The 16,449-nt window shown below is 58.3% G+C and carries 11 protein-coding genes and 1 pseudogene; 6 read left to right on the forward strand and 6 right to left on the reverse strand.

The genetic code is table 11. The features are described from left to right. A pseudogene (locus MPJ51_RS11735) lies at positions 1-205 on the forward strand (aspartate transaminase); the annotation flags it as partial. Beyond that, complete coding sequence (locus MPJ51_RS11740) at positions 205-1,548, forward strand: MmgE/PrpD family protein (protein WP_298386593.1); 1,344 nt, start codon at positions 205-207, stop codon at positions 1,546-1,548. The pseudogene MPJ51_RS11735 and the gene MPJ51_RS11740, both read left to right, overlap by 1 nt. A gap of 103 nt (positions 1,549-1,651) precedes the next feature. Here the strand turns inward: MPJ51_RS11740 and MPJ51_RS11745 are convergent, their stop codons facing one another. After that, positions 1,652-2,521, reverse strand: coding sequence for a LysR family transcriptional regulator (locus MPJ51_RS11745; RefSeq protein ID WP_298386596.1), 870 nt, complete (start codon positions 2,519-2,521; stop codon positions 1,652-1,654). A gap of 116 nt (positions 2,522-2,637) precedes the next feature. Here MPJ51_RS11745 and MPJ51_RS11750 point away from each other — a divergent pair, with 116 nt between their 5' ends. From MPJ51_RS11750 to MPJ51_RS11760, 3 genes are read left to right on the forward strand one after another with little or no spacing between them, the layout of a single operon-like run. Then, positions 2,638-3,504, forward strand: coding sequence for a hypothetical protein (locus MPJ51_RS11750; protein WP_298386599.1), 867 nt, complete (start codon positions 2,638-2,640; stop codon positions 3,502-3,504). Between the two features lie 11 nt (positions 3,505-3,515). After that, complete coding sequence (locus MPJ51_RS11755; protein ID WP_298386602.1) at positions 3,516-4,064, forward strand: isochorismatase family protein; 549 nt, start codon at positions 3,516-3,518, stop codon at positions 4,062-4,064. Positions 4,065-4,100: 36 nt separating this feature from the next. After that, on the forward strand, positions 4,101-5,012 hold the full coding sequence (locus MPJ51_RS11760; RefSeq protein ID WP_298386605.1) for an NAD(P)-dependent oxidoreductase: 912 nt from the start codon (positions 4,101-4,103) through the stop codon (positions 5,010-5,012). A gap of 140 nt (positions 5,013-5,152) precedes the next feature. Here the strand turns inward: MPJ51_RS11760 and MPJ51_RS11765 are convergent, their stop codons facing one another. The 3 genes from MPJ51_RS11765 to MPJ51_RS11775 form a co-directional block, all read right to left on the reverse strand. Further along, positions 5,153-6,451, reverse strand: a complete 1,299-nt coding sequence (locus MPJ51_RS11765) for an HlyD family type I secretion periplasmic adaptor subunit (RefSeq protein ID WP_298386608.1) — start codon at positions 6,449-6,451, stop codon at positions 5,153-5,155. Beyond that, on the reverse strand, positions 6,444-8,195 hold the full coding sequence (locus tag MPJ51_RS11770) for a type I secretion system permease/ATPase (protein WP_298386610.1): 1,752 nt from the start codon (positions 8,193-8,195) through the stop codon (positions 6,444-6,446). Before MPJ51_RS11770 ends, MPJ51_RS11765 begins: the two co-directional genes overlap by 8 nt. 73 nt (positions 8,196-8,268) lie before the next feature. After that, positions 8,269-13,053: a CHRD domain-containing protein gene (locus tag MPJ51_RS11775; protein WP_298386613.1), complete on the reverse strand. Its 4,785-nt coding sequence runs from the start codon at positions 13,051-13,053 to the stop codon at positions 8,269-8,271. A 250-nt stretch (positions 13,054-13,303) separates the two neighbouring features. Between MPJ51_RS11775 and MPJ51_RS11780 the strand changes: the two genes are divergently transcribed. Continuing rightward, positions 13,304-14,233, forward strand: coding sequence for a LysR family transcriptional regulator (locus tag MPJ51_RS11780; protein WP_298386618.1), 930 nt, complete (start codon positions 13,304-13,306; stop codon positions 14,231-14,233). A 27-nt stretch (positions 14,234-14,260) separates the two neighbouring features. On the opposite strand, the gene MPJ51_RS11785 is transcribed toward MPJ51_RS11780, so the two are convergent. Beyond that, positions 14,261-14,731: a toxin-activating lysine-acyltransferase gene (locus MPJ51_RS11785; protein WP_298386622.1), complete on the reverse strand. Its 471-nt coding sequence runs from the start codon at positions 14,729-14,731 to the stop codon at positions 14,261-14,263. A 143-nt stretch (positions 14,732-14,874) separates the two neighbouring features. Then, the coding region (locus tag MPJ51_RS11790) for a hypothetical protein (RefSeq protein ID WP_298386625.1) at positions 14,875-16,449 on the reverse strand (1,575 nt) is incomplete at its 5' end.

Consider the following 16,449-nt stretch of genomic DNA (forward strand, 5'->3'; position numbering starts at 1 on the left):
GCTTTTGGGCCGCATCACGCCAGATGGCAAAGAGTTGACAAGCTCGACCGATCTGGCGGCATATTTTCTGGAACACGGGGCCGTTGTCGTGCCGGGCCCCGGCTTTTCCTGCGACCCGTTTTTCCGGATGTCCATCGCGACGTCGGAGGACAACATCATTAAAGGGATCAGACGTATGAAATCTGCCGTGGAGGTGCTGAGCTGATGTCGTCCGGATTTGACCAATTTGCCGCCGATCTGCGCTATGAAGACCTGCCCAAGGCCGCGCTTTGGACCTTGCGCCGATCCTTTGTCGATACGATGGGCGTGGCAGCCGTTGGGGCCACGACAGAGCTGTCAGACATCGCGCGCCGGGTGGCCCCGATGATTTTCGGCGCGGGCTCTTCGGGGTCGGCGCGGATGCTGATGGACGGGCGCGCGGTCAGCCCCGTGGGGGCGGCGATGGCCGGGGCCTTCACCATTGACAGTATCGACGCCCATGACGGCACGACGCCCTGCAAGGGCCATGCGGGATCGGCCATCTTTCCGGCGATGATCGCCATGGCGCAGGCCAGTGGCGAGAGTATGGACGGTAAGCGCTTTGCCGAAATCCTCGCCACCGCTTATGAGATCTCGTACCGCGCGGGGTTGGTGCAACACGCGACCTGCGCCGACTATCACACCTCGGGCGCGTGGACCGCTGTTGGCGTTGCCGCCGCCGGGGCCAAACTGCTGGGCGGGAATGCGAATCAGATTCGTCAGGCGGCGGGCATCGGCGAGTATCACGGTCCCCGCAGCCAGATGATGCGCTGTATCGACCATCCGACCATGGTGCGTGACGGCGTCGGCTGGGGCGCACCTTCGGGGGTGACAGCCGCCTATCTGGCGACAGAAGGGTTCACCGGCGCGCCCGCACTGACCTGCGAGGGCGAAGAAGGTGCAGAATACTGGGCCGATCTGGGCACCGGTTGGCGGCTGATCGACCACACGCATTACAAGGCCTATCCGTGCTGCCGCTGGGCACACCCGTCGCTGGATTCCGTCCATGACATGATGCAGCAGCATGGGTTCTCGCATGATCAGGTAGAGACGGTCGAAATTCGCACCTTCCACTATGCCACCCGGTTGGCCGGTCACGCGCCGCAAAATCAGGACGAATTCGCCTATGCCATTGCCTTCCCCGTGGCCGCAATGATCGTGCGCGGTCAGGTGGGCGTCACCGAGTTGAGTGCGGAGGCCCTGAAGGACCCCGATATCCTGCGCATCAGCCATGCCACCAAATTGATTGACGACCCGGAAATGACCCGCATCAGCACCGAAAAACGCTGGGCGCAGGTGACCATCATCCTCAAGGATGGTCGCCGGATCGAGGATGCACCGCGCACACCGCGCGGTGACGCGGACATGCCGCTGAGTGATGGCCAGATCACCGACAAGTACCACATGCTTGCCGACCCGGTTCTGGGCCGGGCGCGGGCCGAAGAAATCCGCCAGCTGTCAGAGCAATTCGATCACCTGTCCGCACAAGATCTGCGGCATCTGTTCGATCTGTGCACAGCAAGCGTCTGACGGGAAAGGGTTGGGACCGGCAGAACAATGACCCTACTGTCCGCGCGTTGGGCTTTCCGACACCGACATCAGCCCGAAACAGCGGGGATCACTCTCTCTGTCTTCAAAAACACGTCTTCAACCATTCGCAAAAGACCGTGGATACGCCTTTCTCTGCCGGGCCCGTTTTTCGCTGAACGACGTAGTGCGCCTGACCGGTTTCAACGGGGTCGCCGACAAGTTTGATTGGGCGACCTGTTTGGATGGCTTGCCGGGCGAAACGTTCGATCATGATCGTGCATCCGGCCTCGGCGGCGGCCAGTTCGCAGGCAGCGACAGAGGTGTCGACGACCAGACGCGGGGAGGTATCCTGTTGCGGGCATCCATGCGCGGAAAGATAGCGGGCCCAGTGATCGTCAAACCCCAGCACGTGGATCGTGTTGCATTTGGCTAAATCTTCGGGCGAGTTGATCCGCTCGGCTGTCTGCATTCCACAAACCGGAACGATGCGTTCGTTCGCCAGGTGTTCCATGCGACTGTCCGATTGGTTCTGCGGCGCAAGCAGGATGTCCACATCGACCGGATGCCCTTCGCGATCGTTCTGCCAAAGCGAGGTGACAAGCTTGATCCCGATGCCGGGGTGGACCGCCTGAAAGGCCGGCAATTTCGGAGACAGCCAGATGATCATTGCAGCCGAGGCACGCACGATGATCGTGGTTTCCAGCGCAGGCCCGAACAGCCCGTTGGTCGAAAACGCGATATGCTCAAGCGAATCCCGAACGGAGACCAGATAGGCCTGACCGATTTCCGTCAATTGCAGGCTTTTGGCGTGGCGAATGAACAGTTTTTGCCCCAGCTTGCCCTCCAGCGCCTTGATATGCTGGCTGACGGCCGTTTGTGTCAGCCCAAGCTCGCGGCTGGCAGCGGTAAAGCTCAGGTGGCGCGCGGCTGCTTCAAAGGTGCGCAGCCAGTTCAGGTTCAGGTTGCTCTTCATATTTGATGCATAAGTAATTTATGTTCATGAAGGCAAATTCTTTTATTTTTCTTCAATTCTGATGGTGGGTAAACAAGATCAAAGCCCCCGACCGGGACCACTGAAAGGAGCGTGACATGTCAGAAATCCACCAGAATACAGAAACGGACATAGTGCTGAGCCTTGTGGACCTGTCACGCTATCCCATCGCCGATCTGGAAAGCCCGGAGGGCTCTGCATTTCTCAAGGAATGTCAGGACCATATGGAGACGCATGGGTGGTGCAATCTGGACGGGTTCATCCGCGCTGATGCACTTGCGGCCCTGGCCGGTGAATCCAACACGCTGCTGCCAACCGCTGACGTTTTGACCATCAAGCGCAACATCTATCAGGGCGCAATTGATCCAAACTTGCCAGAAAGTGACCCCAGACGGCGCGAATATGTGCATGTGGCCCAGCAGTTGGCGGATGACCAGATCCCGCAGGACACGCTGATCCAGAAACTCTATCAATCTGAACTGCTGACGGATTTTGTGCGCCGTGTGCAGAAGAAACAGGTGCTGTATCGCTGTGCCGACGAGTTTCAGGCGCTGAACGTCGTCGCCCTGCATCCGGGCAGTTGGCACGCCTGGCATTATGATACGACCGAATGCACGGTGACCCTGCTGTTGCAGGCGGCGGAAAATGGCGGCGATTTCGCCTTTCTGCCGAATTCGCGCACCGATGAGACCGAAGACCGCGAGGCCGTGGACCGTCTGCTTTCGGGCGACATGTCCCATGCCCGGAAATTTGATCGCGGCGCGGGCACATTCACGTTGTTCCGGGGCGGTTATTCGCTGCATGGTGTGACCGAAGTACTGGGGGAAACGCCGCGTGTCACCGCGATCATGACCTATGACGAACAGGAAGGCCGCGTGATCAGCGACGACATCAACGTGCGCATCTATGGTAAGCGCGTGGAAAAGATACTGGCAGACCGCGCCGCATCCCAGGCCAACGCATAAAGGATCACAGAATGAAGACCGCCCTTCTTGTCATTGACGTTCAAATGGCCTTGGCCCATGACGATGCCGCCGGGGCCGTGCGCTCTTGCCCCGAGGCTTCGGACAATATCGAACGGCTTTTGCATCGGTTCCGGGCCAGTGGCGACAAGATCGTCCATGTCCACCATCACGGGCAGGACCCGGATGACCCGTTTCACGCGGATGCGCCCGGTGCGGCGGTTCAACCGTTTGCCGCACCCCAGGGTGATGAGCAGGTGATCATCAAACACGTCTCCAGCGCCTTTGCCGGAACCACTCTGGAGGCCGATCTGCGCGCGGCGGATGTCGAACGCGTGGTCATCTGCGGCGCAACGGCCAATCATTGCGCCGAATCCGCCGCCCGTTCCGCCAGCAGCCTGGGCTTTGATATGGTCTATGCCGCCGACGCCGTATGGGCCTATGAGGCCACCGGCCCGGATGGGGCAACCCATAGCGCGGACCAGATCCACTCTGTCACGCTGGCAAACCTGCATGGCGAATTCGGTGCGGTGCAATCCACCGATGACATCCTGAAGGCCTGAGGCCAGACAACAACAATAAACATGAGGATGGCAGAGATGCGCATCGGATTTATCGGTATTGGCACCATGGGCGGACCCGCCGCCCTGAACCTGATCAAAGGCGGTCATGACCTGACGGTCTGCGACCTTGATCCAAAACGGGCGGAACAGCACCTCGCCCTCGGCGCGACATGGGCTGATACCCCCAAGGCCGCAGCGCAGGGTGCCGATATCGTCTTTACCATGGTGTTCGGCCCCAAACAGATTGAACAGCTTGTCGGCGGCGAGGACGGGCTTTTGTCGGCCATGTCATCCGGTCAGATCTGGGTGGATATGACAACAAACAAACCCGCTTTTGTTCAGGAACTTGCCAGCACATTTGCGGATATCGGCGTTCAGTTGATTGATGCCCCGGTCACCGGCGCCGTTGATGGCGCGCGCACCGGCAACATGCCCCAGTTCGCCGGAGGGGACGAGGCCACAGTCGAACGCATCCGTCCGGTGATGGAACTGATGGGGCCGATGCATTACATGGGGCCCAGCGGCAGCGGGTCGGTCACCAAACTGGCCAGCAATCAGCTTTGGGCCATCCATGCCACAGCTATGGGCGAAGCTTTGGTGATGGCTGTCAAATCCGGCGTTGACCTGTCACGTGCCTGGGATGCGCTCAAAATAGGAGCCAGCGAAAGCTGGTGCATGCACCATGACGCCCCATCGGTTTTTGCGGGACATTACGATCCGTCCTTTACACTGGACCTGTGCCAAAAGGATCTGGGCTTGATCGTCGAGGCCTGCGACGATGCTGGAACACCCGCCCCCGCAACGCGGCTGGTCTGCGCGCAGTTTGAAGAAGCCCGCAAGACATATGGCGGTGACAAGGGCGAGCTGCATGTGGTGAAGCTTGAGGAAGACGCGGCAGGTGTCTCACTCCGCCTCGATGGCGAGTGGGTGCCGCACTGGGAGAAATAGGCAGACGCTCGGTTCAGGAGCGACCACAACATCAGAGAGCACCCGCTTCCGAGAAATTGAACACCGGCAGAAGCACAGAGCCCTGCCGGTGATCGTTCTAAAAAAAAGTTCGTTGACCCGCTCAGGTCAACGAACAGATGCTATTCATCGCGGAACGTTCTCGACATGGCGTCGCGAATTGGGCGTGACAGGTAGGATGCAACCAACCGTTCACCTGTCGAGACCATGATCTCGACCGGCATGCCCGGGACCAGATCCTTGTCCTGAATTTTCGCGAACTCATCCGTCGAGACCTCAACCTCGGCGCTGTAGTAAACCGCACCGGTTACAGGGTCCGAGATTGTGTCGGCCGAGACCCATTTGACCGAACCGTCAAGTTCCGGGGTCTGGTTGTAGTTGAACGCCGTCAACCGTACCCGTGCCTCTTGACCCGGGACAACCCGGTCAATCTCGGTGACCGGAATATTCGCCATCAGAACAGGCTGTTCGGCCACCGGGACGATGTCCATGATCGCCTGTCCCGGCGCGATCACCCCGCCTTTTGTATGAAAGCCGAGATTCAGCACCCGGCCATCCAGCGGCGCAAGGATCTGGCTGCGCGCGATCCGGTCATGTGCCGTCGTCTGACGCTCCAACGCTTCGCGCAGCTGCTGGCTGATCTGGGTCAGTTCAGCCGAGACCTCCTCGCGCGAGGTTGCGGCACTGCTGACCAAGGCGCTTTCGACCTCGGCGATCTGGGCCTGAACACTGTCGATCTGCGCCACGTTCAGGGACAGCCCCGCTTCCAGATCAAGCGCCGTGCGACGGACCTGAAGCAGGCGCGTCACATTGGCCAGACCTTTCTCATGCAGACCGGCCACGGTTTCCAGTTCTTCCTGCGTCAGCTCCTGGTTGGCCTTCTGCGATTTGATCTGGCTGCGCAACCCGGCCACCTGTGCCACCAGCGCCTGTTTCTGGGTTTCCAATTGGGCGATATTCGCACGTTTCGCCACCGCGCGGCTTTCGAACAGCTGTGCTTCACCGGCAAAGATTTCCCGGGTGTTGCCGGTCTCTTCGAACTCGGCCGCGCGCGCCAGAAAATCGTCGCCGTTCAGCTCGGCCTGCAGCCGTGCCTTGCGTACCGAAAGCAAGGCAATCTGGCTGGTCAAGGCATTGAGTTCCGCCTGATCCCGCGTGGTATCGAGGGTGACCAGTATCTGGCCCTGTTGCACCGCATCGTCTTCGGACACGTGGATTTCATAGATGATCCCGCCTTCCAGATGCTGAACCCTCTGACGATCCGTTTCCAGGGCAACCATTCCCGGCGCGATGATCGCACCGTCGATCCGGGTTGTCATCGACCAGTACCCCAGCCCGCCAACCGCCAGACTCATGATGAGAAGGCTGAAGAATACCCACAGGCCAATGCGATCCGTCGGGGTTGTTTTCTTGTCACGCATCAGAAACATCCTTTTGCTTATGCGCCGTGGTCTTCGCGCTTTCATCCGCCTTTTTCTTGCGGTTCTCCGAATAGGTGCGGAGGATTTCATCTTTCGGACCAAAGGCCGATACCATGCCGTTATCCATCACAAGCACCTTGTCGGCCTGATTCAGCGCGCCCAGACGATGGGCAATGATGACAACCGTGCGGCCTTCGCTTTTCAGCCGGTCGATCGTCATGCTCAGCGCCGCCGCCCCTGCGGCATCGAGGTTTGAGTTCGGCTCGTCCAGAACGATCAGGGACGGGTTCTTGTAAAGAACGCGGGCCAGACCGATCCGCTGACGCTCACCACCCGACAGGGCGCTGCCGCTTTCCCCCAGGGGGGTGTCGTAGGCATTGGGCAGTTTCAGGATCAGGTCATGCGCATTTGCTGCCTGCGCCGCCGCCACCACATCGGCATCGCTGGCATCCGACTGAAAGCGGGCGATGTTCTCTCTGACAGTGCCGTCGAACAGTTCGACGGTCTGCGGCATGTAGCCGACGGAATCCCGCAATTGGACAGCGTTCCAATAGCTCATATCCGCCTGATCCAGCCGCACGCTGCCTCGGGTCGGAGCCAAAGTGCCAACGATCACGCGCGCCAGGGTGGATTTGCCTGACCCGCTGGGACCGATCACCGCCAGAACCTCGCCCGCCGAAAGGGAAAGGGATACGTTCCGCAAGACCGTTTTCATGCCATCCGGCGTGGCCGCGAACACGTTTTTCAGATCCAGATCGCCACGCGGTTGCGGCAGTTGAACAGAAGCCTGCGCGGGCGGGTATTCGTCCAGCAATATATTGAGCCGTTTGCGCGCGGCACTGGCCAGCACATATTGACGCCAGCTGCCGATTGCCTGTTCCGCCGGCGCCAGCGCCCGCCCGACCAGAACAGAGGCAGCGATGATCGAACCGGCGCTCAGATCGCCCGAAATCGCCAGATAGGCCCCAAGCCCCAGCACCGCCGATTGCAGCATCAGCCGCACCGTCCGCGAGATGGACGACAGCGTGGCAGCCATATCGCTGATCTTGCTCTGCTTGACCTGCGCCTGACCGTTCAGACCGTGCCAATGCTGGTACAGGTCTTCCCGCATCCGCATGGCATGGGCAACCTCGTGGTTGCGCGATACGTCGTTCAGGACCCGGCTGCTGCGGGTCTGGAACTGGGTGGCACGTGCAACACCGCGATGCGTCAACACGTTGTTCAGCATCGCGACAATCATCAGAAATGCGACCCCGGCCAGCCCCGCATAGCCCAGCCACGGGTGCAGAAGATAGGCAAACCCAAGGTAGATCGGCGTCCAGGGCGCGTCGAAAATCACCGCGGGGGTCGGCCCACCCATGAACTCGCGCAGCGTGTTCAAATCTCCGATCGCGTCGCGGCCTTTGGCGCCGCCTTCCTTGACCGAACGTTCGATCTGGGCCTCGAAAACCCGTTTTTCCAGCCGGTTGCCAAGCCGGTTGCCGATGCGCACCAGAATGCGCGAGCGCACCAGGGACAGCAGACCAAACACAAGATACAGGCCCAGCATCAGAACACTCAGGCCGAACAAGGTCTGATAGCTTTGGCTCGGCAGAGCGCGGTCATACACCAAAATCATGAACAGCGGACCGGTCAGCATCGTCAGATTGATCACCATACTGACGGAACCGGTTGCAAAAAGACCCGGGCGAGCGGCGCGGAACGCTTGCTCTAGCTCGGTACGTTTGAGGGAACTATGGGACATGGTGGCCCTCTTTCTTGTTTGACATTTCGGGAAAGAAACGGCGGCGACCGCAGGGGCCGCCGCCGCAGAGGGATTAGACCAGAACGTTGTCTTCGTTCAGATCGGCCACCTGGATACCCAGCAGCGTGATGCTGCCTTCGGCACCCAGATCGATAACAACGTCGTCACCGTTCTGCGAAATCGCAGCCGACAGATCGTCGAAGGTGTCGAAATCGAAATCGGTCGAGGTCAGGTCCAGAACGTCACCGTCGGCAAAGGCTTCGAAGTCAGTGATGACATCGTCGCCCAGATTGGCCTCGAAAACGAACGTGTCCGAACCGCGGTTGCCTTCCAGACGGTCGTTGCCTTCGCCACCGTTGATGATGTCGTCACCGGTACCGGCGCAGATCAGGTCATTGCCTTCACCACCATCAAGGATGTCGTTGCCGCGACCACCTTCCAGAGTATCGGCACCTTCGCCGCCCTCCAGGATGTCATCGCCACGACCACCTTCCAGACGGTCGGCACCTTCGCCACCCACCAGGAAGTCATCGCCGTTGCCGCCTGCGAGGGTATCGCTGCCGATCCCGCCATTCAGGTCGTCATCACCGTTGCTTCCGATCAGGTTGTCGTCACCGATTTCACCGATCAGGTCATCGTCGCCATTGCCGCCATCAAGGATGTCGTTTCCGGCTCCGCCAAGGATGATATCTTCGCCGTTTCCACCGTCGATTTCATCATTGCCGACCCCACCCTGCAGATCATCATCGCCGTTTGTCGGGGCAACGTTCACTTCGGGCTGCTCTGGTGCGAAGACAAAGTTCTCAGCCACCAGCTCGTTCGGGGCAACCCCTTCGAGTGTGATCTGATCACCATTGCCCAGGTCGATCACGGTGTCTGCACCGTTGGCTTCGATCTGGAGATCGTCAATCGAGGTGATCCCGAAATCGGATACATCCAGGAAGTCGCCATCTTCGACGCTGACCGAGAAATCCGCCACGATATCAAAACCCGTTCCGCGACGGAACGTGAAGGTATCGCGACCGGAGCCACCGATCAGGGTGTCGTTGTCGGCACCGCCATCCAGGATGTCGTCACCGCGACCACCGTCGATGGTGTCATCACCTGCACCGCCGAACAGTTCGTCATTACCACCTTCGGCAATGTCGATCTCAATGCGCAGAAGCTGCTCATTGCCACCGTTGCGGGTGAAGTCGCCTTCAACCGGGTCAACAATCGTGCCAGCGGCTGTGGTGCCACCAAGGATGTTGACCGGCCCACCATTCGGGTTGCCTTCGGAACCGTTGAAGCCCGGGTGCAGACCCACGACGCCATTTTCGGCAGTACCCTGATCACGCGCGGTCTGGTTGAGGAAGGCTGCGCCTTCTTCGTTGTTGACCTCGGTGCCAGCGTCCAGAACATCACGGCCAAAGCGCTCGATGACGATCGGGCCAATGAAGTTGCCCTCTGCATCAAAGATCGGATCAGCAAAGACATCGTCTGGAGCAGCCAGGAAGGCGTCGTTCGACGGGATCACCATGGTTGCCCAGGTGAAGAAGCCCTGACCAACCTGATCGGCGTTCACGTTCAGCGTAAAGGTCGCGGTTTCACCCGGATCAATCGGACCCGGTGCACCGGCACCACCCAGAATGGTCGCGTCGATACCGTTATCGCCAACCTGCTGGTTGAACTCGGCTGCGATGCCTTCGACGCTTCCGTCTTCGGCCAAACGCTCCAGTCCCAGGCTTGCCGCTTCGCCTGCATTGAACAGGTCGAAATTGGCACCATCATGGAATCCGAACCAGACAGGTGTCAGGAAGGTTCCGCCTGCGTCCAGCGTGTTGGTGATCGAAACCGTGATGGCCTCGCCGTCGCCGATGGCGTCGCCGCGGATCACATCGTCGCCCGCGCCGCCGTTGATGACGTCGTTACCTGCACCACCAGCCAACAGGTTGTCACCTGTATCGCCGGTCAGGATGTCATCATTGTCGGACCCGGTCAGGTTCTCGATGCTGATCAGCTGATCCGCAACCTGATTGCCGTTCGGAGCTGCATATACCGCAGTGCCATCCGACAGATCAGCGGTCACGGCCGAGCCGATATCCTGGAAGTCCGCCGTGTCGATACCTTCACCACCATCGGTGATGTCGTTACCGCCACCGCCACGCAGGACGTCATTGCCTTCGCCGCCTTCCAGAATGTCGTTGCCACCACGGCCAACCAGCAGGTCGTTGCCGTCATTGCCGGTCAGGGTGTTGGCGCCATTGTCGCCGAACAGCTGATCGTCAAGCGCCGATCCGTCGAGGTTTTCGAACCCGTCAAAGTTCTCGAACACGGTGACGTTTTCGTTCGGCGCATAGGACGCGCTGCCCGTTGCCAGATCCGCGATCACCTCGGCGTTGATACCCTGGAAGCTGTTGGTGTCGATCCCGTCGCCACCGCTCAGGATGTCTGTCCCGCCGCCGCCTGCGATGAAGTCGTCACCAGCACCACCTTCAATGGTGTTCGGAGCCGCACCGGTTGCAACAATCGAGTCATCGTTGGACGAGCCGGTGATGTTTTCGATTCCGGTAAAGGTTTCCTGGATCAGCGGGCCATTGCCGCCGCCGCCATTGTATTCGGCAGTGCCAGTACCATCCGCCGCAAGCGTGACGCGCACACCAGCGATGGTCGGATCAGCAGCACCCAGGTTGATGTTGGAGAAGTCATTGGTATCGAACCCTTCACCGCCATCGATGACGTCAACGCCACCGCCGCCGGCCAGAATGTCGTCACCTTCACCACCATTCAGCACATCGTTGCCGCCCAAACCACTCAGGACATCATTGCCGTCCAGACCGTTCAGCACGTTGTCATTGGCATCGCCAACAAGCACGTCATCATCGTCCGAGCCCACAACGTTTTCGATGCTGATCAGCGTGTCGGTTTCGGTAACCGCATCGGTCACGAAATCGATGTTCAGCACACCTGTGGGGTTTTCCGCGACTTCATCAGCACTGGCCAGAATACCGCCTGCATCCACCAGCGAGTCACGCACAACCGGGCCGTTCTCGCCTGCCGGCGCATTGTGCAGATGGATCGCCGAAACCGCACCCGGGATCGGGGTGATCAGATCGGACACGGCCAGGCCGGTTACCGACAGATCGGACGAATAGGTCGCCACACCGTCAATCACGGTGACAGTCACGGTTGCAGTACCGGTTGCCAGCGAATCCGACAGCGGACCGGGCTCTTGCGCTGCATCCAGTACAGCGGTCAGAACCAGCGTCCCGTTGCCTTCAAAGTCCAGATTGTTTTCCGAAACCAGCAGCTGACCACGAATCTCACCGGCGGGGAAATCGGCGGTGTGGATGTTGTAGTACAGGTTTTCTGCCAGCGCTTCGTCAACCAGGCTGTCCAGCGGATCGCCGAAGTTTGTAAAGTCGGCGTCAACGATCTGAACCGAGAAGCCGGTTTCGCGTATGGCGATACCCGCATCCAGATCAACGTTAACAGGGACATCGATGTCGTTGAAGACTGCCGTGTCGATATCGGCACCACCGTCCAGCACGTCATCGCCCAGACCACCGGTCAGAACGTCATCGCCGCCCAGACCGCTCAGCACGTTGTCGTTCTCGTCACCAACCAGAACGTCAGCGTCGTCCGAGCCCACAACGTTTTCGATGCTGATCAGCGTGTCGGTTTCGGTAACCGCATCGGTCACGAAATCGATGTTCAGCACACCTGTGGGGTTTTCCGCGACTTCATCAGCACTGGCCAGAATACCGCCTGCATCCACCAGCGAGTCACGCACAACCGGGCCGTTCTCGCCTGCCGGCGCATTGTGCAGATGGATCGCCGAAACCGCACCCGGGATCGGGGTGATCAGATCGGACACGGCCAGGCCGGTTACCGACAGATCGGACGAATAGGTCGCCACACCGTCAATCACGGTGACAGTCACGGTTGCAGTACCGGTTGCCAGCGAATCCGACAGCGGACCGGGCTCTTGCGCTGCATCCAGTACAGCGGTCAGAACCAGCGTCCCGTTGCCTTCAAAGTCCAGATTGTTTTCCGAAACCAGCAGCTGACCACGAATCTCACCGGCGGGGAAATCGGCGGTGTGGATGTTGTAGTACAGGTTTTCTGCCAGAGCTTCGTCAACCAGGCTGTCCAGCGGGTCGGCAAAGTTGGTGAAGTCGGCGTCAACGATCTGAACCGAGAAGCCGGTTTCGCGCGAGGCAATGCCTGCATCCAGATCAACGTCAACAGGCACATCAATATCGTTGAAAGCTGCCGTGTCGATATCAGCACCACCGTCCAGCACGTCATCGCCCAAACCACCGGTCAGAACGTCATTGCCGCCCAGGCCGTTCAGCACATCATCACCGTCGCCGCCAACCAAAACGTTGTCATTGTCATCACCGTCGATGATCTGACCCATCGGCGGCTCAGGGGCCAGCTCGGCCAGTTCCGCCTGGTCCATCACGTCCTGCAGCTCCAGCGGGGCGTCGACAACTTCAAAGATGCCTTCGACGTTGATTTCACCACCGGCCTCGGAGAAGATCACATTCTCGATCCCGGAAAGCTCGTCTTCTTCAATGATGGTCTCACCATTCTCGCCCATCACCTCGCGGGTGGCGATGATGCGGCCCGGCATGTCGGGATCTTCCGAGATGGTGACAAACGCATTGACGTCATCAAAACGGGCTGTGTCGATGCCTTCGCCGCCAATGATGTTGTCATCACCTGCGCCACCGGACAGATCGTCATTGCCGCCCATTCCGATGAGCTGATCGCCGCCACCGTTTCCGCGGATGATGTCATCCTCCGGCGTGCCAATCAGCTGATTGCCGTTTTCGTCGCCTTCAATAATTGGTCTTATATCGTCAGGGTTCATTTTTACACTCCAAGCGTTGGTGCAAGCCTTGTTGTGCTCACGGTCAGTTACCTGTGCTTGGGCAAAATCTTCACAAGCATTCAAAAATGATGGGCAGACCTTCATTGAATGCAGACCAATAAAACAATATCCATCGCATTATTTTTAAAGGGAAAAAAATTTTTCCTCACGGATACACAACTAAACTTGAATACCCCTTTTTCGTTGGGTGTTTATAGAATTCATAGAAAGTTTCAGAGGTTCGCTGGTAATGACAGAAAACAATGCAGCACCAAACTGCGACAAGACAATTCCAATTCGCGATTGGGATTTGATCCGGTTTTTATTATGCGTTGCCCGGGCAGGCAGTATTGCCCGCGCATCCGAGCGTTTGTCCGAAAGCCCCGCAACGGTCGGACGCAAATTGAAAGAGCTGGAAGAGGATCTGTCCCTCCCGCTTTTTGATCGCGGCACCTCGGGCGTCAAGCTGACCCCTATTGGTCAAGAACTGTTGGCCATTGCGCAGAATGTCGAAACGCAGCTTGGCCGTGTTGGTGAATTGACGCGGTCCTACCACGGGATGAGTGGCGGAACGGTTGCGGTGGCCGCGCCCGAAGGTTTTGGCGAGGCCGTCATCATGCCGAAGCTGATCGAATTTCATTCCTTCAACCCGCAGATCAAGATCGACCTTCTGTTGTCCAACAAGCGGATCAACATGCATAACCGCGAGGCGGACATCGCCATCCGTCTTGGGCAACCGGAAACCTATCGCATCGAAAGCGAGAAACTGGGCCGGGTCCGGTTCGGGATTTATGCCTCGCAGGATTACCTTCTGGGGCTGGATGGGATCAGCACTCTGGACGAGCTTGCGGGCCACAATGTCATAGTCGCAACCGGGGCGCTTGGCCGGTCCGTTCAGGAAATCGAATTCCGAAAAATCATTGACCGCTGCAACATCGCCGCACGGACGGACAGCATCTGCGCTCAGCTGTCCGCAGTCAGAAGCGGATTTGGTTTGGCGGTCCTGCCCAAATACATGGCCGAAACGGACCCAAATCTGGTCGAAGTCATGCCGGGGCTGTTGGAGGTATCTTTGGAACTGTGGGTCTTAACCCATCGGGACGTTGTGAATTACCAACATGTACAGACCACCAAACAGTTCATCTTCGACATGTGTACTGAGCTTGTAGATCGTTCCTGATGGCGAGGGCACGCCGGTTTTGGCCTCCTACGCCAAACTACGCTCCCGCCTTCGTTGAGAGCCATAGTACCGCGCGATACGCTTTTGCTGACCATTCGCATCTACGCGATGCAGCTTGGCGTAAGACACCGCGTTGAACAAATGTTGGTCAAGATAGGCCACCATTTCTCTGACCCGGCCATATGGGGCGATAAACTCCATAAACCATAAGTTGTGGCCGGAATTCCATTCATCCGGCCTGATCGCATTTGGGTCTTTCATTAACGCAGCATCGACTTCGTCGCTTACAAAAGCCCAGGAAACATAAGCAATCGGCTTGTTGGCCCCCTGGCTGAAAACACGTCCCTGGCCGATGCGCAGGGGATGAAACAGCCTTGCCTCTATCTGCTTGAAGGCCATGTTTCGGTGCAATTGCGATTGCGTGACAAGAAAGCAGATTTCGCCAAATTGCTTCATCACATCCGGGTCGACGCTGTGTGGCTGCAAATGGTCAGTCATACAAATTCCTAACGGTTCCGTACCGGATGCCCGCGGTCAAGCTCCTGCGCATCCGAGACCAGATCGCAAGGGCGCGCGCCTGACGCGCCCCTGCATTTTTCAGATCAAACACTGACGGGCTGTGATGGCCCGACCATCACCGATCAGGCGATTGACGTGTCTGATGTCTTGTTGTTGACAACCTGATCAACCGCAGCCTTGGCATTGTACAGATCATCATAGACCTCTGCGACGACGGCAAATTCACCTGTCGAAAGCTCTCGACCAAGTTCCGTTGCCTGAGCGTCAGCGGCTTCAACATTCTGCAGATAGTTCAGAGTCTCCTCCAGACCCGCAGTCAGGGCACTGGCGCTGTCAAACACGTTGAACGTCGTCGCCTGAGCCGTTTCCGAATGCGCCTTCAACTCTGCAAATGTAAGATCGGTAGAGCTGTCGAAATCGGAAATGTTGATGATGTCCGTATCCGCCAGACCATCATAGATGATCCGACCCACCGACGTGCCCTCGACAACGATGTTTATCTCCTGGCTGATCTGATTCAGAACCAGATTGTCGATCGTCAGTTGTGTTGTCGTGTCGGAACGGGCCGTTTCGATGTAGACCGTGTTGACCTCGGTCAAGCGATCAATCAGGGTCTCGGGGTCTTGCAGGGCCAGCGTTTCATCCAATGCGGTGAAGTTGAACTGAACGCTGTCCAACTCTCCCACCACATCGGTTTCTAAGCCTTCGCTGATCACAAGTTCACCACTTCCCAGCGTATAGATATAGCTGTCGTCACCCGTGCCACCCAAGGCAACCGACCGGCCGAACCCAGAGAAGAACACGTCATCGCCGGCACCGCCCTGGTTAATCGTTCCCGATTGATTGGCCAGGAAATTCGAGGGCGCCGAGAAGTCCCCGACATTGAAGAACGCCGAGGCTTGCTGCAGACCGTCAATGATCCCGGCAATCGCATCCCCCAGAACGGAAATCCCCGCATCAAGGTATGCATCGATCGATCCCAGACCAAGGTTCAGGAAGGTATCATTGTCCGCACCGCCCGAGGTGAAGCCATATCCGATGCTGAGGAAGGTGTCGTTCCCGGCATTGCCGAACGTGGCAAAGCCTGTCCCGACATCAATCAGGTAGTCATCGCCAAGCCCGCCGGTTGTGAAGCTGGCCAGACCAAAGTTGACAAGAACGTCGTTCCCATCCCCAAGGCTGGTCAGGTTGGCAAGACCGCCGGTGACCACAAGGTCTTCGTCGCCGCCAGCAAAAATCTGGTTGGCAAGGCCAAGGGTGAAAAGGCTGTCCGTCCCACCACCACCAGTGGCATAGTTGTAAGACCCCAGCGTAAACAGGATGTCGCTTTCGTTTTCAAAACCCGTCTCGTCACCGATGACGCGGTTCTGAAGCCCGGCAACAACTGCAAAGTCTGACCCGGCGCCTAGCCTTACATCATTCTCAACACCCAGTGCGACGACGATATCATCATGCCTGTCAGCGTTGACCTTGTTTTCAACGCCGATTGTCAAAATGGTATCATTGCCAAAGCCTGAATTGATCTTGTTTTTGTTGCCCGCAGCCAAAACCACATCCGCCCCCGAGAATGTCCGGAAGGCGTTGAACGCGTTTTCCGAACCTATGAGGACAATGGTGTTATCGTCGAAGCCACCAATGGTGTTTTTCTCACCAATCGCGATACCAAGGTCCGTGCCGTTTTTCAGGTCAATCGTGTT

It is taken from the genome of Ruegeria sp. (assembly GCF_028066395.1).
In the GTDB taxonomy this organism is placed as follows: Bacteria; Pseudomonadota; Alphaproteobacteria; order Rhodobacterales; family Rhodobacteraceae; genus Ruegeria.

What these genes read in the sequence shown, in the direction of transcription:
- MPJ51_RS11740 (WP_298386593.1), top strand. Translation starts at nt 205, where the DNA reads ATGTCGTCCGGATTTGACCAATTTGCCGCCGATCTGCGCTATGAAGAC.
- MPJ51_RS11745 (WP_298386596.1), bottom strand. Translation starts at nt 2,521, where the DNA reads ATGAAGAGCAACCTGAACCTGAACTGGCTGCGCACCTTTGAAGCAGCC.
- MPJ51_RS11750 (WP_298386599.1), top strand. Translation starts at nt 2,638, where the DNA reads ATGTCAGAAATCCACCAGAATACAGAAACGGACATAGTGCTGAGCCTT.
- MPJ51_RS11755 (WP_298386602.1), top strand. Translation starts at nt 3,516, where the DNA reads ATGAAGACCGCCCTTCTTGTCATTGACGTTCAAATGGCCTTGGCCCAT.
- MPJ51_RS11760 (WP_298386605.1), top strand. Translation starts at nt 4,101, where the DNA reads ATGCGCATCGGATTTATCGGTATTGGCACCATGGGCGGACCCGCCGCC.
- MPJ51_RS11765 (WP_298386608.1), bottom strand. Translation starts at nt 6,451, where the DNA reads ATGCGTGACAAGAAAACAACCCCGACGGATCGCATTGGCCTGTGGGTA.
- MPJ51_RS11770 (WP_298386610.1), bottom strand. Translation starts at nt 8,195, where the DNA reads ATGTCCCATAGTTCCCTCAAACGTACCGAGCTAGAGCAAGCGTTCCGC.
- MPJ51_RS11775 (WP_298386613.1), bottom strand. Translation starts at nt 13,053, where the DNA reads ATGAACCCTGACGATATAAGACCAATTATTGAAGGCGACGAAAACGGC.
- MPJ51_RS11780 (WP_298386618.1), top strand. Translation starts at nt 13,304, where the DNA reads ATGACAGAAAACAATGCAGCACCAAACTGCGACAAGACAATTCCAATT.
- MPJ51_RS11785 (WP_298386622.1), bottom strand. Translation starts at nt 14,731, where the DNA reads ATGACTGACCATTTGCAGCCACACAGCGTCGACCCGGATGTGATGAAG.